The 18,270-nt window shown below is 53.9% G+C and carries 23 protein-coding genes; 16 read left to right on the top strand and 7 right to left on the bottom strand.

Going from position 1 to position 18,270, the window contains the following annotated elements; genetic code table 11:
• Positions 1–66: 66 nt before the first annotated feature.
• Positions 67–867 carry a 3D domain-containing protein gene (locus tag FRD01_RS13135; protein ID WP_249755600.1) on the top strand — a complete coding sequence of 267 codons (801 nt, stop codon included), beginning with the start codon at positions 67–69 and terminating at the stop codon, positions 865–867.
• Here the strand turns inward: FRD01_RS13135 and FRD01_RS13130 are convergent.
• Positions 821–1,828, bottom strand: a complete 1,008-nt coding sequence (locus FRD01_RS13130; protein WP_146960331.1) for a hypothetical protein — start codon at positions 1,826–1,828, stop codon at positions 821–823. The genes FRD01_RS13135 and FRD01_RS13130 overlap by 47 nt on opposite strands.
• A 165-nt stretch (positions 1,829–1,993) precedes the next feature.
• Here FRD01_RS13130 and FRD01_RS13125 point away from each other — a divergent pair, with 165 nt between their 5' ends.
• Genes FRD01_RS13125 through FRD01_RS13115 form a run of 3 tightly spaced genes read left to right on the top strand, consistent with a single transcriptional unit; the run spans position 1,994 to position 4,260 of the window.
• Positions 1,994–2,941: a hypothetical protein gene (locus FRD01_RS13125; RefSeq protein WP_146960329.1), complete on the top strand. Its 948-nt coding sequence runs from the start codon at positions 1,994–1,996 to the stop codon at positions 2,939–2,941.
• Positions 2,942–2,950: 9 nt separating this feature from the next.
• Positions 2,951–3,667: a hypothetical protein gene (locus FRD01_RS13120; RefSeq protein WP_146960327.1), complete on the top strand. Its 717-nt coding sequence runs from the start codon at positions 2,951–2,953 to the stop codon at positions 3,665–3,667.
• A gap of 26 nt (positions 3,668–3,693) precedes the next feature.
• The gene (locus FRD01_RS13115) at positions 3,694–4,260 is read left to right on the top strand and encodes a PhnA domain-containing protein (protein ID WP_146960325.1); all 567 of its coding nucleotides are present in this window, start codon (positions 3,694–3,696) and stop codon (positions 4,258–4,260) included.
• A gap of 106 nt (positions 4,261–4,366) precedes the next feature.
• On the opposite strand, the gene FRD01_RS13110 is transcribed toward FRD01_RS13115, so the two are convergent.
• Positions 4,367–4,957: a hypothetical protein gene (locus FRD01_RS13110; RefSeq protein ID WP_146960323.1), complete on the bottom strand. Its 591-nt coding sequence runs from the start codon at positions 4,955–4,957 to the stop codon at positions 4,367–4,369.
• Between the two features lie 300 nt (positions 4,958–5,257).
• Between FRD01_RS13110 and FRD01_RS13105 the strand changes: the two genes are divergently transcribed.
• Both FRD01_RS13105 and FRD01_RS13100 read left to right on the top strand, forming a co-directional pair.
• A complete protein-coding gene (locus tag FRD01_RS13105; RefSeq protein ID WP_146960321.1) occupies positions 5,258–5,767 on the top strand; it encodes a hypothetical protein in 510 nt (169 codons plus the stop codon).
• A 1-nt stretch (position 5,768) separates the two neighbouring features.
• The gene (locus FRD01_RS13100) at positions 5,769–6,398 is read left to right on the top strand and encodes a protein-L-isoaspartate O-methyltransferase family protein (RefSeq protein WP_146960319.1); all 630 of its coding nucleotides are present in this window, start codon (positions 5,769–5,771) and stop codon (positions 6,396–6,398) included.
• 2 nt (positions 6,399–6,400) lie between these two features.
• On the opposite strand, the gene FRD01_RS13095 is transcribed toward FRD01_RS13100, so the two are convergent.
• A complete protein-coding gene (locus tag FRD01_RS13095; protein WP_146960317.1) occupies positions 6,401–7,465 on the bottom strand; it encodes a DKNYY domain-containing protein in 1,065 nt (354 codons plus the stop codon).
• A gap of 261 nt (positions 7,466–7,726) precedes the next feature.
• Between FRD01_RS13095 and FRD01_RS13090 the strand changes: the two genes are divergently transcribed.
• The 4 genes from FRD01_RS13090 (at position 7,727) to FRD01_RS13075 (ending at position 12,221) form a co-directional block, all read left to right on the top strand.
• Positions 7,727–7,945 carry a TIGR03643 family protein gene (locus FRD01_RS13090; protein WP_146960315.1) on the top strand — a complete coding sequence of 73 codons (219 nt, stop codon included), beginning with the start codon at positions 7,727–7,729 and terminating at the stop codon, positions 7,943–7,945.
• 88 nt (positions 7,946–8,033) lie between these two features.
• Positions 8,034–10,694, top strand: coding sequence for a hypothetical protein (locus tag FRD01_RS13085; RefSeq protein WP_146960313.1), 2,661 nt, complete (start codon positions 8,034–8,036; stop codon positions 10,692–10,694).
• Between the two features lie 204 nt (positions 10,695–10,898).
• On the top strand, positions 10,899–11,927 hold the full coding sequence (locus FRD01_RS13080; protein ID WP_146960311.1) for a hypothetical protein: 1,029 nt from the start codon (positions 10,899–10,901) through the stop codon (positions 11,925–11,927).
• 27 nt (positions 11,928–11,954) lie between these two features.
• Positions 11,955–12,221: a hypothetical protein gene (locus FRD01_RS13075; RefSeq protein WP_146960309.1), complete on the top strand. Its 267-nt coding sequence runs from the start codon at positions 11,955–11,957 to the stop codon at positions 12,219–12,221.
• 161 nt (positions 12,222–12,382) lie between these two features.
• Here FRD01_RS13075 and FRD01_RS13070 read toward each other — a convergent pair whose 3' ends face one another.
• Entirely contained in the window at positions 12,383–13,060 is a 678-nt protein-coding gene (locus FRD01_RS13070; protein WP_249756217.1) for a hypothetical protein, read from the bottom strand.
• 101 nt (positions 13,061–13,161) lie between these two features.
• On the opposite strand from FRD01_RS13070, the gene FRD01_RS13065 reads away from it, so the two are divergent.
• Entirely contained in the window at positions 13,162–13,338 is a 177-nt protein-coding gene (locus FRD01_RS13065; protein ID WP_146960305.1) for a zinc ribbon domain-containing protein, read from the top strand.
• A 229-nt stretch (positions 13,339–13,567) separates the two neighbouring features.
• On the opposite strand, the gene FRD01_RS13060 is transcribed toward FRD01_RS13065, so the two are convergent.
• Together FRD01_RS13060 and FRD01_RS13055 are read right to left on the bottom strand one after the other, a co-directional pair.
• Complete coding sequence (locus tag FRD01_RS13060; protein WP_146960303.1) at positions 13,568–14,491, bottom strand: nucleotidyl transferase AbiEii/AbiGii toxin family protein; 924 nt, start codon at positions 14,489–14,491, stop codon at positions 13,568–13,570.
• Positions 14,478–14,879, bottom strand: a complete 402-nt coding sequence (locus FRD01_RS13055; RefSeq protein ID WP_146960301.1) for a DUF6088 family protein — start codon at positions 14,877–14,879, stop codon at positions 14,478–14,480. The genes FRD01_RS13060 and FRD01_RS13055 overlap by 14 nt, the downstream gene beginning before the upstream one ends.
• Positions 14,880–15,066: 187 nt before the next feature.
• Here FRD01_RS13055 and FRD01_RS13050 point away from each other — a divergent pair, with 187 nt between their 5' ends.
• From FRD01_RS13050 to FRD01_RS13035, 5 genes are all read left to right on the top strand, one after another.
• A complete protein-coding gene (locus tag FRD01_RS13050; protein ID WP_146960299.1) occupies positions 15,067–15,381 on the top strand; it encodes an AAA family ATPase in 315 nt (104 codons plus the stop codon).
• Positions 15,382–15,398: 17 nt separating this feature from the next.
• Positions 15,399–16,217, top strand: a complete 819-nt coding sequence (locus FRD01_RS13045; protein ID WP_146960297.1) for a hypothetical protein — start codon at positions 15,399–15,401, stop codon at positions 16,215–16,217.
• Complete coding sequence (locus FRD01_RS24900) at positions 16,189–16,659, top strand: AAA family ATPase (RefSeq protein ID WP_146963955.1); 471 nt, start codon at positions 16,189–16,191, stop codon at positions 16,657–16,659. Before FRD01_RS13045 ends, FRD01_RS24900 begins: the two co-directional genes overlap by 29 nt.
• A 48-nt stretch (positions 16,660–16,707) precedes the next feature.
• Complete coding sequence (locus FRD01_RS24370; RefSeq protein ID WP_249755598.1) at positions 16,708–16,857, top strand: hypothetical protein; 150 nt, start codon at positions 16,708–16,710, stop codon at positions 16,855–16,857.
• A 225-nt stretch (positions 16,858–17,082) separates the two neighbouring features.
• The gene (locus FRD01_RS13035) at positions 17,083–17,643 is read left to right on the top strand and encodes a hypothetical protein (protein WP_146960295.1); all 561 of its coding nucleotides are present in this window, start codon (positions 17,083–17,085) and stop codon (positions 17,641–17,643) included.
• A gap of 324 nt (positions 17,644–17,967) precedes the next feature.
• On the opposite strand, the gene FRD01_RS13030 is transcribed toward FRD01_RS13035, so the two are convergent.
• On the bottom strand, positions 17,968–18,210 hold the full coding sequence (locus FRD01_RS13030; protein WP_146960293.1) for a hypothetical protein: 243 nt from the start codon (positions 18,208–18,210) through the stop codon (positions 17,968–17,970).
• Between the last annotated feature and the right edge of the window lie 60 nt (positions 18,211–18,270).

The following is an 18,270-nucleotide window of genomic DNA, read 5'->3' as shown; positions in this document are numbered from 1 at the left end:
GCCAATCTGAGCTACACAACATGTATAGGAAAGACAGCCCCACCCAACCAAAACCCGCAAACCTCCATGAAACCTACCCTCTACGCATTCATTCTCCTGCTTACTGCGTGTGCGTCCGATCCTGAAAGTATCCAAGAACCCGCAGACCAAGGCCCTGACATGGCTGGTAGAGCAGACCTCGGCTCAAATTCCGACCTTGGCCTGGAGCCCGATGCCATGCCGGACGCGGACACCGACACACCTGACTCACACGCAGATGCCGACGCCGAACCCGATATGCCTGTGTCCAAAGGCACCCTCATGGGTAGCTTTGAGAACACCTACTACTATCTGGCCGAGGAAGGCGCCCACACTGGCGAAGCCACCGAACCCCTCTACGACCGTGAGTGCAACCCTGTTGCCACCGTCTCGGCGAGTTTCGCAAACGCCGCGTGTATTGAAGGTAGCGCGCGTCTCGACGATGGCCGTGTAATCAACTACGCAACCTCGTGTTCGTGTGGCGGGCCGTGCTCGTTTTGTTGGGCCGTCATGAACCCCGCAACCCATCCGTGGGGCATGGGTTCAAGAGGAAACGCCCTCGAACCCCTGCGCTCATGGGCGGTGGACATAGATGTGATTCCTCACGGCACGTCAGTCTACGTTGAAGAATGGGACGGCCTTGAGATTCCGAGCTTTGATGGACTCGGTGGATTTGTGCACGACGGGTGTTTTCGCGCAGACGACGTCGGGGGCGGCATCAACGGCAACCATGTGGATATCTTCGCAGGTAGCCGCAGCCTTTGGCAGGCCTTAGAAAACATCTTCCCCACCCGAACGACTTTCAACGTCTATCGCGACTCGCCGCGCTGTGCATCGCCCTCGAGATGATCGCAGCCTTCTCTTTGATGGAGAGTTGATTGACCGGAGGTCCGGCCTCGGCCGCCGGGGATACGGCGGCGCCCATCTCGGATAGTGTGCGCATCAATTCTGGGCCAGCGTGCAGGGGCTGCTGCAGAAGAACTCGGTGTACCCGAGAGTGGACATCCTCGTCCTCGTACTCCTCATCCTCGTACTCCTCTTCGTCGTACTCCTCGTCATCGTCCATGGACAACCAGCTCGGAGGGTCGAAATGAAATGTCCAGCCCGGCCAGACCTCTTCGAGATGAGGGAAATACCGTTCACAGTACGGGTGAAACCAACTGACGCGAATCTCCTTTTTGTTCGGGTCGAGATGAATGGTCGCCTCCGCCCCGGCGTCCTCAGAAGCCTGTGGAAAGTTCGCGAAATGGGCGAGCAAGTCGGGTCCGTGCTCAAAGAGCCTGTCCCAAGGCGCCATGGCGCCAAACCGAGCGTCCGGCGTGACGATGAGGACTCCGTAGACCTCTTTGCGAGGCTCCACAAGCAACCCATCAAACTCGGTACTCCTCGGCTCATTCAACCTCTCGAGCGGCCACGGGTCAAAGGGCTCCGGAACCCACTGCACCACATGGGCAGGGAATCCCATGTGGACCGCAATCTCCTCGAGCTTATCTACCTTCTTGACGCGCCAACCCTGCTCCTCCCAAAGAGCCTGCATCAACGAGTAGAAGTACTTCGACTTCTCGCCCCGCGCGAGCTCGCCAACACCCCCATGAAAGAGCAAAACTTTTTGGTCCTTGTCGAGCCCCACACACCCCCTTGATTCGAGGTCGGGCAGCCAAAAATCCACGGCTTCATGACCGCGGATATAGGCCTCCACGTAGTCTGGGCCCCAAAAGAGTTGGTCGGGCAATTCCGCTCCGCTCCAGTTTCCGAAAAAGAGCTCTACGGCGTTGTCTTCTTTAATTACAAGTGTGCAACGATCTCCCATTTTTTCCTCCCTAATTGAGTGGTTTAGTTATGTTGCGGGCAACCCTGTGCCCACCAAAAAGTTAGCAAAACATTTTTGAATTTCAAGCCGTAAATTTGGGGCCGACATAACGACCTAGACAAATCGCGCAATCCGTTGCAATCTCTGGCTAAGCGAGCGCTCACTATGTCAAAAACCTGTCACTATCTTACACTTTTGTTGTGCCTCAGTCTGGCCACACCTGCGTTCGCCATTTCTCCGGAAGTTGAAGAACTCAAGAACACGGCCCTCGGCACGCTAAAGCTCCCAAACTACTCCCTTGGCGCCAGGCTCGAGTCGGGCAACGGGATTTACGCGTCAAGTACGAGTGGCCTGAGACCCACCCTCTGGGGCTACCGATACAGTGAGAGAGGCGGAATCATCTCGTCCTTGATCTTTGCAGGCGCCGCGGGAGTCCTCGGCTCGGCGGCAGTCGCCGGCGCGGCATCGCCCACCATCACAGAAACAAACACCACCCGAAGCACTCGGTACAACGCCGACGGCTCACGCACGGTGACCACCACCACAACAAAGAGTGGTTATGTGACGGCAGAGCAGAGTGAACGAGCCAACGAGATTCTCCAATCCACTGAAGCCGCCATGTCTGCCATCACCGAGATGCGTACCTTCGGCATGGACCTGGTCATCTTCGACGATGAATTTGCGACCCTCTCGGGAGTCGGTGAAGGTTATGGGTTCAACATCAATTTCTGGGCTCCAGTGTATGGAGGGGAGAGTTTCATCTTCGAACTTGGGCTTGGCATGCATAACGTCGTGACCCTAGACCGCGAGAACCAGGAAGGTGTGCAATCCTTCTTCATGGGAGTGCCCTTAAGATTTATCTTTCCGATGGGTATTTTTTATTTTACTGGCGACGTTAACATAAATCTATACAACCTCCTTTTTGATGATGATGAGACCCGCACGGAACGCATCGGCGAAACTCAGTTCACGTTCCATGAGACCCAGCCTTGGTCCCTGGCGCTAAGTGCTAACGCCATCCTCTGGCGAATTCACCTGGAAGCAGGTATCGCAACGTCTCGGCTCTTCTCGGGCGATTTCGGTTTCAATACTTCAGCCAGTTTTCGATTTTAGGATAACCCAATGAAAAATCGAAGCGCGCTAATCTACCTCGCATTTTTTGCAGCTACTTTCTTGAGTTCCACGGCGTTCGCATGGGACTTCGAAAACGCCATCGAAGACGGAGCTGTCCTGGGTCTCGGCACCCAAAATCTGGCGTCCGTGTCCATCTACGGCGTGCTCGCGCACGCGCACGAAGACGCCAACGATACCGACCCCGCGGGCTCCTATGGTATCCACTTTGAGCTCGCCGGTTTGCCCTTCTTCACGCTCAACGAAGGGTTCTTCGGCGTCGAGGCCGAAGGGACTTTTGGGCTCCCATGGAACTACTTCGGTGGGCTCAACATGAGTGGTGGTGCGCTGATTAGCCCCTTGAGACTTCCCTTTATCAAGCCATCTCTGGGCTTCGGGGTAGGCTTTGGGTCTCACTACTATGGCTACATTCAGCCAAGAGTTGCAGCGAGTTTAGAGGTTATAGACATCGAGTTCGCCGCCATGTGGATTCCGCAATTTGCCAGTCATATCGCTGGTGAAGGCGGACTCACGGAACCCGGCATCGGCCATCTTCGCCTCAGAGGCTCCGTGTACATCCCTTTTGGCGAAGCAAACGACCTTGGCTCCCGAACTGGACTGCGCGTTTTTGTTGAACGGCATAGTTTTGCTGGACAAGCCGACCTATTGATTGAGAAGAACGTCGTTCCAGGCGATTACTGGGGCGGCGGTATCGGCGCAGCCTTCTAGCAGAGCCTCTGCACTTCGGAGAATCAATGGCGGATTTAGAACAAGAATTAAGAACCCGTTCACAGGACACATGCGAGCTTTGCAAGGCAGAAGCCGAGCTTCACGTCCACGCAGTACCACCTTATGATGCCGACGAGCCGGGGCACGCCGCGTACCTCTGCTCAACGTGCCTCGGCCAGGTTACAGGTGCTGAGCTCGACGCGCGGCATTTATCGTGCCTGAACGAGTCCATCTGGAGTGAGCACGCCCCCGTGCAAGTCCTTAGCTGGCGCCTCCTCAACCAACTACCTGAGGTCTGGGCCAAAGAACTCCTGGAACAAGCCTATCTCACCGAGGAAGCCCTCGAATGGGCCAAGGCCGGAATCCCCGAAGAAGACACGGGCCCGCCCACCTTCGACAGCAATGGTACTCGTCTAGTCACTGGCGATTCGGTCACCCTCATCAAAGACTTGGATGTCAAAGGCACATCATTTGTGGCCAAACGCGGCACTCTTGTGAAGGGCATCCGCACCACCGAAAACCCCGAGCACGTCGAAGGCAAAGTCAACAACATCACCATCGTGCTCAAGACGGCTTTCCTTAAAAAAGTTTGAGATAGAACATCCAGATTCGGGAGTTCGGGCGATCTGCGATTCGCTCGTGCTTCGCCAGTCGCTCGCGTGATGACCTGAAGCATACCAAGTAACGGGTCTCCTAAAATCAGAGTATTTCCGCCTTTCGGAATTCATCCATGAGGGCAGGGCGGTGTCCGTGCTTCTGAAGGACTTCGTCGAGCGCGATCGCCCATAGATTGGAGTGGTTTGAGTCATTCAAAGCTCGCCGAAGTCCTTCCAAGATCTTACATGCTCGCCGATAGCGACTCCGGGTTGCACGCGAAATCTGATATTCAGCGAGCCGAAGTTGGCCTGAAACCAGAATGTCGACTCGTTCAGGAAACGCCTTCATAAGCGCAGGTGCTGCATATCTGATTCGTTGATGGTCTTGATTCTGAAACCAGCACTGAACCGCTGCCTCCAGCTCGTCCCTTCTGAGGGCACTCAAGATCCATACGTCTGGCAGCTCGTATCGGATGACTTCGTCAACTTCATTGAGCAAATCAGGGCTTTTCGATTCACGCACATAGGCATTGAGCGAACGGTAATCTCTCAGTTTTCCAGTGACGGAAAAGACGTTGAGCAGATAATGCGCGTAGTGTTCTCTTAGCCCATGGTCGGCCAAGAGCGCCTTGGAGAGGTTATCAAAAGCATCGCGAGCCTTAGAGAGCGAAGCACGCGTTACGGCAGTGTCCATCCACGACTCTAGAATTCCCGCATAATACGAAGGTGCCTGGTCCAAGTCTCTCCTCGCCTCTATCCTGCGAAATGCAGTCTAAGTGCTTAGCTGGAGAAAGTCTTCGATGGATTCGATCCAGCCCTCGATCTTGTTCGGAACACGCCACTCCTATCCGGTTAGCGGCGGATACCTTGGCGAGCTCGACCTCGCCATCGAGGCTGCCGGCCTCAAATGGTGATCTGTCAAAAACAGGATTTACGTCCGGATGGCGCAGCGCTATGTTCTGACTACAACGTACGATTATCATTAGGAGTTTGAATGTTGAAGAAGTCGATTCGTGTAGTCAGCTTTGGGCTCGCTGCACTTACTGGTGTTGTTGCAACCAATGCTATCGCTCAGAACGCGCCATCAGCAACCGTTTCACAAGCCAACCAGCCTGGTTCAATTGATACGGCGATTTTCTCACGGTTTTCCGACCTAGACACCCAGAGTACGCGGGATAAGTACGACGATTTGCAAGCCTCCAAAGATGCCGCCATCCAGCTTGCGACCCTCGTCAAACAACTCGATGCCGGGGCTTCATCAAAAGAGCTGGAGCGATTTGTACTGCCATTGGTTCTCAAGCTCTCTGAAGATCAAGCAGAGATTACGTTGGCCGCTATCATGAGGGCCTACTATCTCAACGTCCTGCAAAGCGAACTCGTGGCAGGTACGATGAATCGACAAGACGTCTTCAGCGATTTGATTTCGACAGACCAGGCTCTGACTACCGCGGCTTACGGCGTGACAAACCGAGCTCTTCCTAACAAGCGAATGATTAGGAGATAGGGTGTTTCGCCGCCTACGAATGGTCAAAAACCTGATGAGACTCGACGCCATCTCGACACCCGAGATGGCGTTTGCGTTGTTGACCGTCCCTAGGCATCACTTCGTGCCGGTCAACACCGACCCGTACTCGCTCGAAGCTATCCCATTACCCGATGGGACCTCGGTAACATGTCCACTTTTCGTAAGTCGGATGGTAGAGCTCCTCGAGCTTCGTGCCGGACAACGCGTCTTGGAAGTGGGGACCGGAACTGGCTATCAAGCCGCAGTGCTCAGCGCCTTAGGGTACCAGGTCACAAGCATCGAATTCAGCCGGGAGTTGCACCTGAGTGCGAGGCAAAATCTTGAGAGGGCTGGCATCAGTGGTGTGGACTTGCGCCACGGAGATGGCGCACTCGGAGCGCCTGATAGGGCCCCGTTCGACGGCGTGATTTTCGGCTGCGCCATTCCTCAGATCCCTCGACAGGTGGCCGAACAAGTCCGCCGCGGTGGTCGGCTGGTTGCTCCTGTCGGCGAGCCCGATGTGGTCCAGGCCTTGACTCTCTTTGAGCGAACCCACGAAGGATGGACCGAGCAAATGGTGCGGGCGGCGTGGTTTGTGCCGTTGAAATCTCATCCTCAGACAGACGACTGAGCTCAGCGTCGCAAGCCCATTACAAACTCCCCGTGACGGTCACGCGCGACGGGCTTCTTGTCGCGAAACACGATCTCGAAGCTCTCTAAGTCGGCATCGCTCACGATTCGGCCTTGATAGTACACATGTTGCGCGTCTTTTGCATAGGCATTGTAATCTTTCATCGGCGAAAACGTCTTCAAATCTGCACCTTCTACAGCCTTTAGATCGCCAAACGTCGCGTAGACACGTTGCCTATCGCGTGCGTAGCTGTGTTGGTCCGGCCAGGCCTTCAATGTCGCCGCATCCACCTGCTTGCTCGGAACGAGCTTACCCCGACTGTACACGTTTTGGTTGACGACCATTACACTACGGCTTATCTCGCGGACGCTATCGACCTTCGGCACCTCGATGACCACGGGACTCCAGGTCCCGCCACTCAAGATCTTGGTTCCCATTCTCAGGTGGTTATCGTTCAAGACCTCGATCGGCCCATCGACTCTTGTAACCGGGCGTAGCGCCGGGTTGCGGTGATAGATTTGGTCCTTGTCCGCGACAAACCCCTGGTTCAAGAATCTAAAACTAGGTGCATCCACGTCTACTGGCTTGTGGTTGATAAAATACCTTTTCGCGTCCCTGGCCCACATTCGGGGATTGACATCGTCTGGGAAGAGATACCGAAAGCTCGACGGATCCGCGCCGTCTACACGCCCCAAAGTTTCTCCGGACTGCGGAAAGTACACTCTACTCCTATCACTCCAAACCTTGGCCTTGACGGTTAAGGACTTGCGATCCACCTGAGCTTGTGGATGCCATCGGTAGTAGACGCGGTCCTTGTCCACCGCTAGGTCGCTAGCGAGAGCCTCAATAGTCGCGGCATCAGCACCCTCAACGGCATGAGTACCAAGCTTCAGCCAATTGCCCTGCGCGCAGTAGATCACGCCATCGCCACCCTTTGAGTAGTAGTAGTTCGGCGAGGCCTCGGGGTTGATGGGATCGCCCAGCGGACTACAGGCCGAGGAGAGCAATGCCAGAGCCGCTCCCAGGCACCAAACCAGGTTCCGGCCTTTCGATCGTTGTGAAGGCATCAAACTCCTTGGGCGTTTTTCATCAGAAAGTCTAAGGCGGATTCAGGTGCTCTAAGGGTCAATCTGATCCTATGGTCTAAGTGTGACCACCATACCAAACAAAGGAGCGTCTATGTCAACATTTCAAGAACTCATCGACTCAGGCATCGTTATTGACGAGGATCTTGGGCTTCGCCGAGTTTGTCTCCTGCACGGTGAACATCGTGACCGAGGACTTAAACATGGACCCACTCACTCAAGCCGAAATAGCGCATCATTCAAATGGCATGGGAGGACCGTACGAGCTTCGAAGCCATCCGCACACAGTTCGGCCTGACTCCGGGCGAGGTCATCAAACTGATGCGTGCGCAAATGACCCCAAGTTCCTTTAAAATGTGGCGCAAACGCACAAGTGGGCGAACCACCAAACACGACGCGCGATTTAGTGCAGCCGTGGGCAGCAAGGCTCGGCGGTTTCGGGCTAAACACCAACGCGACTGAGTAATCTTAGCTTGTGTGCGCGTGATGTTTGATTCGCCTTTGACAATTGCCTAGGCTGCAACCCTGGTGGACCAACCTAGGGGTATCAATGCGCTCTAAATCAATCATCCTACTCGCGTCGTTTGCCGCGATGTTTTTGGTGTCGTGTTCCAACGAAGGCATTGAAGGCCCGGAATCTAACGATATCGGAAAAACCGAATTCGCCTCGGCGGAGCTCCCCGCGTTTCCAGATAGTGCGGATCGTCTCGAGATCGACAGCGAACACGTCGAAGTTCTCCACGCGTTGCGGGTCGAGTCCGGACGAACGCTTGTCCTGACGCCAGTGCCCGAGCACGGCGTGCGTGTGCTCGACCTCTCTGACTCGGGCAACCCCGAGGTCGTCGCGTCCCTGGATATAATAGGAAGGCCGCTCGCCCTTCACGATTTGGGGCGTTGGGTAGGGCTCGTCTATCAAGGCTGGGGCAGGACTGAGCTCGTCGTGATCGACGTGGCCGACATGACCAACCCCGAAATCACGGGGCGCCTGGAGGTTCAGGGGGGCTATTCAAAGAGTGTAATCCTTGGCTCAAGAATTGAACTCCTAATGTCAGTTTCCGAGTCGCGAGAACTCATTCCGGTGACCATTTCCGATACCGGTGTCCCGATGCTGGGCACGCCGCGGGAGTTTGAATCTAGTACAACTCTCGAATTCTCGAACGATGAACACATGGTGCTCGTCACTCGCGTCACTTCACCCTCTCCCACAACGGGTGAGAACAACCTTACTCCTCAGGAAGGGGCGCAGGTTCATGTTCTTGATGCCGAAGGCGGCTGGGGAACAATCGAGCTCGGTGGGCCCGTGAAAAAGGTCGACTTGCGTGGCCACATCTTGCGCGTTGGATTTGACCCCTCGCACACAGGATCCTATGCAATCACACATATCTTGCGAACCTTCGATATCTCAGACCTGACAGATATCCGAATGGTGGCGGATCGAATTCTCCCAGGGTCATCGTCGCCGATCTTTGTTTCGGGTGGGGCCGTTTATGGTGATACGTTCTTACCAATCGATGCTCTGGGTCAAATCGGAACCGTGGCCACAATCGAGATCGATTGGTGGAGCGAAAAAACCCGTGAGGTCGACAATGGACGGCGATTGCTCATCGTCGAGCCGGAAAACCCAGGTTCCGGACCCGCGAAAATCTCGGTGGAGCTTTACGATGTCGAAGACCTGACGAACCCCTCCTTGGTGGCGAGCAACCTCTTTGAAGTCCAAAATCCAGACGAACTAGGCCTACAAATCACTCAAATTCACGTCCTTGAAAACTCTGTCTCCGTGCTCGCCGATGACCAGGTCACCGAAGAAACGGGGTTGCTCGTGGTGCCGTATTCTGGGGCGCTTCAACTCTTTACGTTCTCAAGTTCTACAGTGACCGTTCGTGGAGCGATTGAGACCTATGGGGACGTTGAGCTCAACGTGATTGAGCTGGAAGACGATCTAGCCATTTTGAACGGTGGAGCGGTCAGCCTCCATGGGCTCGCCGATTTGGAAGCGCCGGTGGAGAAGTCGGTGCTTGAACTTGCGCCCACCATCACAAATGTCCTCGAATTCAACGGCCATATCGTGCGTCGCCACAAGGACTTCAACTACAACAGTGGAGCCGCCCCCATCGGCAGCTCAACGGACCGTCTCGAGATTGTGCCTTCGGACGATATCTACGGGGACGCACTTGCGACCATCGATATTCCGACTCAGGCGAGTCTTCATAAGGTAGGCACCGTATTGGTGTCGACTATCAGCGAGTGGGGCGCAACTTGGGAAGATGTGAACACCACGATCGACATCTGGGACATGTCCAATCCAATTGCGCCTGCACCGGCCCCAAGCATTTTCACCTCGGACCTTAAGAGAAGTCACAGTCTAGAGATCGGTTCTGACCAGTATCGGAGCGGACCGCAGCAGTCCATCTTCGCTGTCAATCAGTCCCTGGTGTTTTTGCAACGCGACATCACCCAAATCCCTCATTCCGGGCAAACCCCGTTCCAGAGTTGGGCCACAGTGAAGCTGCACGCGCTGGACCTCAGCGACCTTTCACAGCCTGCTTTTGCTCAAAGCGTCGACTTTGCTCCTGATCGTGTTCACTCCATCGTTGCAGACGGCGCCAAACTGCACGTGACCACGTGGGAGCCGTTTCAGGTTCCCGGCGACCAACGCGAGTACAGAAGGCACTTCTTGAAGACCGTCGACTATTCCATGCCCGGCGCCCCTCTGGTCTCTGACGCCGTTCAGGTGCCAGGACAGGTACTTCATGTGGATGGCAATATGGTTATCACCGCCGATGGCCAGTACGCGTCTGATGGTGGTGTGGACGCCCGAATCAATCGACTGCGCCTCGAGGATGATGTGGCGGTGCTCGAGGCGAGCCACGATGTGGAGCTAAGAGATGCCCACGATGTTCGCCTGGTTGGAGGCCATGTTCTCGTCTCACACACGGAGAGATGGGGAGAATCACTTACCCTGGACGTGATAGCACTACCGGGTCTTGAGGTCGCCTCCAGCACCCCGATCAGCGACTACCTCACGAGCGTGGTGGGTTGGACCGACCGGCACATCGTCTACGCGTCGAGGGGCATTGTTGCGGTCGATGTGGAAAACGCCTCATCCCCAACACTGATGCCGGCTAATGTGTCCGCATGGCAACGCCAAATGATCCGAGTTGGGGACACCTTGATTATCGCTGCAGGACGCAGCGGAATTATCCAATTGTAGGCGCGAGCTCTGCGTTCGCGTGGGTTGGGTCGCGCATCGCGAATAACAACCATACCTTATCCGCGCCTTCGAACCTTTTGCCCGTGCGCTAGGGCACGCTACGTGCCGGCAAATTAGATTCTTGTGCTTCGGGATTGACACCGAATTACAACATTGTAAGTTGCCGCGAGAAGACTAATTATTAACTACAATTGGGTCCCGAAAATGTTTCAAAAGAGTTATGTTTTGATGCTTGGCTTGTTGTTGCCAGCACGCGTATTCGCAGGAGATATTGAGTGCGTCGGAGCAGTGATTAATACGTATTCTGAGGCCACACAGGATGCAGAAGAAAACAAGGCAATTTACTCTGCAGAAAGACATACAAAGGGCTTAAAGAGTTTCTTCAATTCCCGAGACCTACCGAGTGTCGACGAAGCCACCATTCAAGAAGTAGAACCTCTGCTTCCAAACTCCCAAACCCTCTTAGAAGCTAATCCCGAATTGAAATGGATTCTCACAGTCAATCCAGGGCGAGAGGTCTCGGACGTCAACCTGACAACCTCGACCGGCGTCTTGAATCTCACAATTGAAGCCGGGAATTGGGATGACAACCTGAAACTGATTGCGGCCGTTGTGCAGCAGTCTTGCGGCATGACCATGCAAGACCTAGCCACGCCAGTGGTGCAGGCGTCAAAGGTTCAACGCAATACATCCGTACGACAGGTTATGTGTCTGGATGACTCTGACTGCGGGGAGGGGGAGTGCGTAAACTCAGTTTGCAGCGGCACCGAAAACATCGAAAACGAGGGTTCGGAACAATCAGGAGACGGCTCAGCTGCAACTCAGTTTTACATAGGACCTCATCTCTTGGGCAAGGCAATTGGTGGAACGCTTGGATTGTCCCTGATGGGCGAAACTCTGGCGATCACCACGGAGTTTCATGTCTCAAGGCTTTCCAGCGAGTCATCGTTCGATGGCTCAAACATCTCGACCTCGGCCACGTACTTCGGTGGCCGTTTGATGGTTGGAATAGGCAGCATGAACGAAGATACGGACCACTTTCTCTTCTCCCTTGGTCTCAACGTGGGCAAGGCGTCTTTTGATGGACAATTTGGAGAAGAGGCCTTTGGCATCAGTGAGACCGTGGTCGGCGTCCCCCTTCAATTGCGGGGAAATATCGGATTCTTCTACGCCCATCTTACAGTAGACCCCGTCAACGAACATTTCTTCCTCGGACTAGGTGCCGGAAACTAAGACCTCGGGCTCAAGCTTGAGATTATCGTGAGTTATAACCTTACACCAAAAGCCACGAAGACTGATTGGGGCGAGGCACAAGACTTTGACGGCGAGAAGATTACGTATCCTCATAATGACCTTCGAAGGCTCGAATGTGAGCGCCGCGGAGAATACTGGTTGGACGCACCAGATCTAGGACAGGGGCCTGTATCTCCAATGCCAGACGCCGCGATACCCGGCCACCTGGCCTTCAGGCCGATGACCTTTGAGCAGATCGGTTTCCGAGTCGTTCCGCGAAGTTCTCGGGATTGAGTTGGACGGCGAGGCCATTGGAATCGTGGAGCTTCATGTGCGTCACCCCGAGGGAGTGTGCGAGATTTCAATGCAGCTCAGCCAACACGAAAGTTTAGAGGTTGATTGTCTGGAACTGGCGAAAGACTACGTCAAGAGAGCCCACGGCTGCGCCCAGACTATCAGCCTATGACCGCGGCTCTGGACTCTTGCAGAAGCTCCAAAACGTCACGCTCACGATGCGTTCCACGTTGCATAATGAGCTCTGTAAGCCACCTTGCCCTGGCCAGATCATCGTCACTCGCCACGAGGAGTAGGTTTCTTAGGTCGAGTTCGTCGTGTGGTCGATTGACGGAAGACGAAAGAACCTTGAGCGTGATCAGGTCTCCGATTTGAGCAACGGGCATTGTTAGGTCCGGAATCACCTCAAGAAGAAGTGCCCCCGCAACAATCTCGGCCTCCACACCGGAAGAGGCGAAGAGTATGTCGGTCACAGCATGACTACTCAACTCTAGACGTGCGGTCGCGAGGCGTCCGAGCTTCGATTGCTCCATCACTGAGAGGGTTTGGTACCCGCGTAAACCCAATTGGTAGATAAGATGTTCGGCTTCTTCGTCATTTGCGAGAGATACGTCGTAAGAGCTCTTAGTGACTGAATTACATTTGCGCGGCCATGAAACAATACGAAAACCATCAGGAATTGGCTTTCTGGCGAGCAACCAGTTTCGAAAAAGCTGGTGAATTTCTTCAGCCGTCGCATCCGGATTGTTTCGTCTGATCTGCGTCTTTTTCATCTGCAGGCCCAGCTCCTGTAATTCGAGGGCGGCTAGCAGTTTTTCACCTGGAGTCAGTTGCTTCATCACCTCAGTACACCAGCCAATCGGGTTTTTCGCAAGCATTCTTCGAACCTACAATCGCCCCAAACTCATCCTAAAAACTGACACCCGCGCCGAGGATCACCATGCACGAAGTCCAAGTTCAATGCCCATACTGCTATGAGATTCAATGGCTGGAAATCGAGTCCGATGAGCGTGGCGAGATGGTTCAAGATTGCGAGGTGTGTTGCCGGCCATGGCGAGTCAGAGTCTCGTGGAGCAGAGATCACGAACCTCAAGTCATGGTCGACCGAGCACAATAGCGACTCGGAGCAAATCTTTGACCCAAGCACCGGCTTGTGGTCCGTGCCCCTGAATACACCAGGTATTGCATGGGCTCGGCCATCGTGTGTGCTTCTGAACGACAGGCGGACACTGGTTTTTGAGGGCGCAAGGGCGCAACTCTTCGATCCCATTTCCGAGACTTGGACCGCAACAGGCGTCCTCTTTACCTATGCGGCGCAAAGCTTTGGGGTCGGAGTCTATAACGTGTCAACTGGGCAATGGCGTGCACTTTTCAAAAGCGCTTTCGATTTCGCTCGCAATCTTAAAAAAAGTCTCGAACGCGCGATCGAAGCTAATGATTTCACCAACCATCAGGTCCTCTACCAGCTGCTCGTACTGATCCGGCAGTGTGGTATCAGATCCGATCCTCTTGACGGTTTCGATAAACGAATTCGAGGTCACGACCCATTTTCTAGTGGTCCTATCGGTGTCAATGAGCGTGCGCACGAGTTCGCCGTTCAATGGCTCCGCGAGGAAGCTTTGGATCGCATGAATATCATAGACATGTCTGAGCAGGCGGAAATCAAACGAGTCTTCTTTCTCCTCCGCTTGCTCGTATCGGCGAACAAGGGAAATTGCCTTTTCAATCAACGTTTGCTCTGGGTTTAGGCAAGTTGCACGACCGCGGGTGCCCTCAATGTCTATCATGTAACGAAAGTCTCTTTCGGCGGTTGGCAACAAAATTGGAGAGTTAAAGAACTCGAGTTTCACTTCTGGACGCAGGGATGCCACGGCGGGAAATTGTGACTCGTACTTCAAGTGGAAGACTTGTGTTCGACCAGAGTTGTATTTCTTTGTGTCTGTAGTCACAAATTCCAACTCTGCCGTTTTCTCGCTTGCAAATTGGGTAAGCTCCCGACACTCGGCCTTCGACGCGAGACCGGACGCGGACGATGTTGATTCAAACTTCAGATCAACATCTTCGGACATGCGTTGAATCAGTTGGAAACACTTCGAGAGGGCCGTGCCTCCGCCAAAGGCGATTCTAAGGCCAGATGGCCGTGGTTGTTGAAAAAGAGCGGTCAAGAGGTCGGTTACATGGATGTCTTTTTCGAGCACTGCTGGTGCAACGCCTTCTTCCGCAACCATCGCCTCGATTTGTTCTTTTTGGTCTGGGTCAATCGTCTTCATAAACTACGAATCTATTTCCAAACCCAAGCTTGCGTCGGTTTCTGGACGAAGTCCGAATTCTCAAGGCCATCGGTATCTGAGTTGATACGCCGTCTGCGTACTCCTGGGCGGCTGAACCCAGGGTGTACTCGATACCAAGTTTGTCCAAGACCTCCGGAAGTAGTTCGTCGACTGTGGCGATGGGAATCGCCTTCCCCGTCCTAACACTCGGCTTAGCCTTAGCGTAGACACCTTGACCGATCTTTACCAGGATGCCTTCGGAAACTAAACGCGCCAACACCCTCGAGAGTTGTGCATCACTTGCCTTAAAATCCGAGAAATCCTTACGTATGAAGACTCTCCCCTTGCGAAGTTTTATCGAACGCTTGATTTTCTGATACAGATCCATTAGGTCACCTAGCCTATTCAAGGCTTCTAAGTATAGTTCTAGAAGGATATTTTTCAAGCAATGAATGCTCATTGCTTTCGCAGCTATTCGCGTGGCACTAAAACGCCTCCACGAATCACCAGGCCCTTTAAGGACTTCGTGTCGAATAAACTCTACAGTCTGCTGGGCGTCGAATAATCTCGACACCATGAGCCAGCTGCTGGATATTTTGGGTACGTGGAGCTTTCGGGAACGGCAGATTCCACCATCAACACCGCGAAACCTGGAGATGCCTAAGGAGTTGAGGCCGGGAGTAGCACTTGTGATCCAAGGAGTGAGACGGTGTGGAAAGTCCACCCTGATGACCCAACTTGTTCAAAAGTACGAGCTCGACCCGGTACAATGTGCCTTCCTCAATCTTGAAGATCCTCGCCTCGCCAACATGCTGACCTGGGAGACACTCAACTTGATGGTCACTGAATTCGACCAAAAGATTGGCGGACCTGGTCCGCAAGCACCCTGACCGGGCGGCACCTGAGCGTGGAACTTTTCCCATTTAGCTTTCAAGAATTCGAGCTAGCCAGGCCGGGTTCTGCGTGCGAAGGCGAGACTTGTGTCTGCAACGAACTCACGGATACGTGTGTGCAATGCCTCGGCACCGGGGATTGCAATAGCGGCGTCTGCGACACCCAATCCAACACCTGCGTCCCCTGTCTTGGAGACAACGACTGCGCAAACAGCCTCTGCATTTTGGGCGCAACTTCCGACCTCAACACATGTAAGGAATGTCGCGACGAAGCCCAGTGCACCGAGCCGAACGCCTCGTCGTGTGGAGCCAACAATGAATGTCAGCCATGCAGCTCCAACAACGATTGTGGCCACATCCAAGACCTCCCGATTTGTGTAGCCGGAACCTGCCGCGCCTGCTCGCCGGACACACAAGCAGCCGATTGCGGCGGCAAGGTCTGTGACCCCTCCAACTTCACCTGCACAAACGTAGACATCGGCTCCGCGCTCGCACTAACAGCCTGTGAATTCGCGGACCAATGCGCTGATGGCAACGCATGTATTCCACTAATGCATGGTGGCAGTTTGCACGGAAACTATTGTTTGCCTCTCTTTAGTGCAGCGGGAACTTGTGGACAGCCTTACGGGGCAGAATCGCAAGCGCGTACAACGATTGAAGGCGAGGCAGTTGATGTTTGCATGATCTTGGAGACTCTCACGACCCCTGAAGCCATCAACAGCTACGGCGGGGCGTGCACGGGATCTGGAACCAACCGTCAGCTCGCGAACAAGATTGCGTCCCTAGGGGTTAAAATGGGCCGATATCCGGAAGATCTATTTTCAGCATGGTGAACACAAGAACTCCTGGCTTGAAGCTCAACACGAATCCGAGGGTACACGGCGTCTCTTGTGCCTTGCGCCTTTTGTTTTTCGCGCTCTCAAGGAGGGAAGTGTACTACTCGTCGACGAGCTCGAGGCGAGGCTTCATCCAGCACTTTCTTCTGAACTCATCCGGCTCTTCAACGATCCGGAATCGAATCCCAGAAATGCGCAGCTGATCTTCACCACACACGATACAAATCTGCTTTCGCCCAGCGACGGAGAGCGCCAACTTCGACGCGACCAAATATGGTTTACCGAAAAGGGTACCCATGGTGTCACACACCTGTATCCGCTCACGGATTTCAAACCCAGGAACGACGAGAACCTCGAACGTGGATATCTGCAGGGACGTTATGGCGCGGTACCAGGCCTTCATCGATTTCAAGACCTCTTTACTAGGATGGGTGAATGAGAGTCCCCAGTGAGTGTGATGGTATTGGCGTGGTGACACTCCGGGCTAGTGCTCCGGATTGAACAACAGGTGCTTCGGGTTATCGACACCAAGACCTATCTCGTGATCACTTTGCTCGAACTGAGCACGATCACTTTGGGCGAACTGAGCGCGATCACCTTGGCCGAACTCCACGTGATCACCTACCCCGAGCTATGACATTTCCAGGAGTCTGCGGGTGCGATGCGATGTAGTCACTATCCACTTTCACAAAGGTTGGAGCACATCTACCCTTAACGCCCCAAACTTCCAAGAGTAAGGATGTGTAAGTTGAAACCAAATCTCACCGCTGTAATACTCTGTCTGTGAACGATATTGTGTCTTTTTTGATTTATTTTCTGACATGAATACGAATGTGTTCAAACTGGCTGGCGAGGTTATTTGATGAAAAAGCTAACGTGGATGGTTTTTGTTTTGGCGCTCGCACCTGACGCATCCTGGGCCGAATCGCAAAGGTGGGATTGTTTTGGCACCGGAGAGTACTACCGTTCGTGCTCCACAAATCCCAACTTTTCAGAAGTACCATCATGTCTTCACGCCCCTTCGGAGTATGATTCACAGGCTCTCGATGAAACCTGTGTATTTGCCACCACCTTGATGAATTCGTGCGAAGAAATCTTTGAGTTGAGAACTCCAGGCTGCGATGACTGCGAAGTTTTCACGATTATGCCTGGTCAAGAACAGCTCGTAACCTTCGAACGCAAAGACCAAACGGAGGGTACTGAAGATCGAATTTTGGATTGGACTCTGGGTGAGCTCACCGGAACTGCAACAGTTGCTCTTGGCAATGTTGAGGAGGAGGCAGTTGAATGTGAGGTAGGGGGGCCATCCGGTGAAGACAGTGATGAAACTGCAGATGGCGGCGGGTGTCGTCACGTCGCAGGTGGTGAGGCGTGGTTCTCCTTGTTGCTGCTCGGATTCATCACTCGCTTTTTACGCCGTTGACTTCGAAGGATTTTGGGGTTGGACCGACTCAAACACGACGACGTCGAACCATAAAGATCACTGCGAACAAAGCCATCAAACTCAGGCCACCACCACTCGAACAGCCTCTTGAACATCCACTGGTGGCAGGGACCTTTGGCAAACGGCTCACAAGCCCAATCGCAGGAACATCTTCGCTTGCACTGGGACGAAGAACTCGGTCAAACCCACGTGCAACTTCTATTCACTGCTCTGGCTGAAGAACTCACAAAGATCCCCTGCGACGAAGCATTACGGGCGCCCCTTTCGCAACTCTTTGAATCGTATACAAATCGCGCCTGAGTATTACCAGTTAGTCTCAGCTTCTTCCGCAGGCGCGGTGGTTCCACCTTTTTCGGCTCGGACTTCGGCCTCCACGCGGTCCTTCAGAATCTCCCACTCGTTTTGCTCAATTCGTCCGGAACCATCAAGGTCGTATTGTGCCGCCCAACCGACTTTGGATGTTATCTCGTTGAGTCGCCGGGTCGTTTCCAGCCGGACCTCGCGCTCAAACCCAATCTCTGCTGGTGATGGTACCTTGCGCTGCATAATTTTGTCTGGATTCTCAAATTCCAACCTTGGATACAAAGCTGGATGCCAACTCGCATA

Source organism: Microvenator marinus, from assembly GCF_007993755.1.
Taxonomy (GTDB): Bacteria; Myxococcota_A; Bradymonadia; order Bradymonadales; family Bradymonadaceae; genus Allomicrovenator; species Allomicrovenator marinus.
The sequence above is the reverse complement of the archived record's forward strand: the minus strand, read 5'-3'. Positions and strand labels throughout refer to the sequence as shown.

What these genes read in the sequence shown, in the direction of transcription:
- FRD01_RS13135 (WP_249755600.1), top strand. Translation starts at nt 67, where the DNA reads ATGAAACCTACCCTCTACGCATTCATTCTCCTGCTTACTGCGTGTGCG.
- FRD01_RS13130 (WP_146960331.1), bottom strand. Translation starts at nt 1,828, where the DNA reads ATGGGAGATCGTTGCACACTTGTAATTAAAGAAGACAACGCCGTAGAG.
- FRD01_RS13125 (WP_146960329.1), top strand. Translation starts at nt 1,994, where the DNA reads ATGTCAAAAACCTGTCACTATCTTACACTTTTGTTGTGCCTCAGTCTG.
- FRD01_RS13120 (WP_146960327.1), top strand. Translation starts at nt 2,951, where the DNA reads ATGAAAAATCGAAGCGCGCTAATCTACCTCGCATTTTTTGCAGCTACT.
- FRD01_RS13115 (WP_146960325.1), top strand. Translation starts at nt 3,694, where the DNA reads ATGGCGGATTTAGAACAAGAATTAAGAACCCGTTCACAGGACACATGC.
- FRD01_RS13110 (WP_146960323.1), bottom strand. Translation starts at nt 4,957, where the DNA reads ATGGACACTGCCGTAACGCGTGCTTCGCTCTCTAAGGCTCGCGATGCT.
- FRD01_RS13105 (WP_146960321.1), top strand. Translation starts at nt 5,258, where the DNA reads ATGTTGAAGAAGTCGATTCGTGTAGTCAGCTTTGGGCTCGCTGCACTT.
- FRD01_RS13095 (WP_146960317.1), bottom strand. Translation starts at nt 7,465, where the DNA reads ATGCCTTCACAACGATCGAAAGGCCGGAACCTGGTTTGGTGCCTGGGA.
- FRD01_RS13090 (WP_146960315.1), top strand. Translation starts at nt 7,727, where the DNA reads ATGGCATGGGAGGACCGTACGAGCTTCGAAGCCATCCGCACACAGTTC.
- FRD01_RS13085 (WP_146960313.1), top strand. Translation starts at nt 8,034, where the DNA reads ATGCGCTCTAAATCAATCATCCTACTCGCGTCGTTTGCCGCGATGTTT.
- FRD01_RS13080 (WP_146960311.1), top strand. Translation starts at nt 10,899, where the DNA reads ATGTTTCAAAAGAGTTATGTTTTGATGCTTGGCTTGTTGTTGCCAGCA.
- FRD01_RS13070 (WP_249756217.1), bottom strand. Translation starts at nt 13,060, where the DNA reads ATGAAGCAACTGACTCCAGGTGAAAAACTGCTAGCCGCCCTCGAATTA.
- FRD01_RS13065 (WP_146960305.1), top strand. Translation starts at nt 13,162, where the DNA reads ATGCACGAAGTCCAAGTTCAATGCCCATACTGCTATGAGATTCAATGG.
- FRD01_RS13060 (WP_146960303.1), bottom strand. Translation starts at nt 14,491, where the DNA reads ATGAAGACGATTGACCCAGACCAAAAAGAACAAATCGAGGCGATGGTT.
- FRD01_RS13055 (WP_146960301.1), bottom strand. Translation starts at nt 14,879, where the DNA reads ATGGATCTGTATCAGAAAATCAAGCGTTCGATAAAACTTCGCAAGGGG.
- FRD01_RS13050 (WP_146960299.1), top strand. Translation starts at nt 15,067, where the DNA reads ATGAGCCAGCTGCTGGATATTTTGGGTACGTGGAGCTTTCGGGAACGG.
- FRD01_RS13035 (WP_146960295.1), top strand. Translation starts at nt 17,083, where the DNA reads ATGAAAAAGCTAACGTGGATGGTTTTTGTTTTGGCGCTCGCACCTGAC.
- FRD01_RS13030 (WP_146960293.1), bottom strand. Translation starts at nt 18,210, where the DNA reads ATGCAGCGCAAGGTACCATCACCAGCAGAGATTGGGTTTGAGCGCGAG.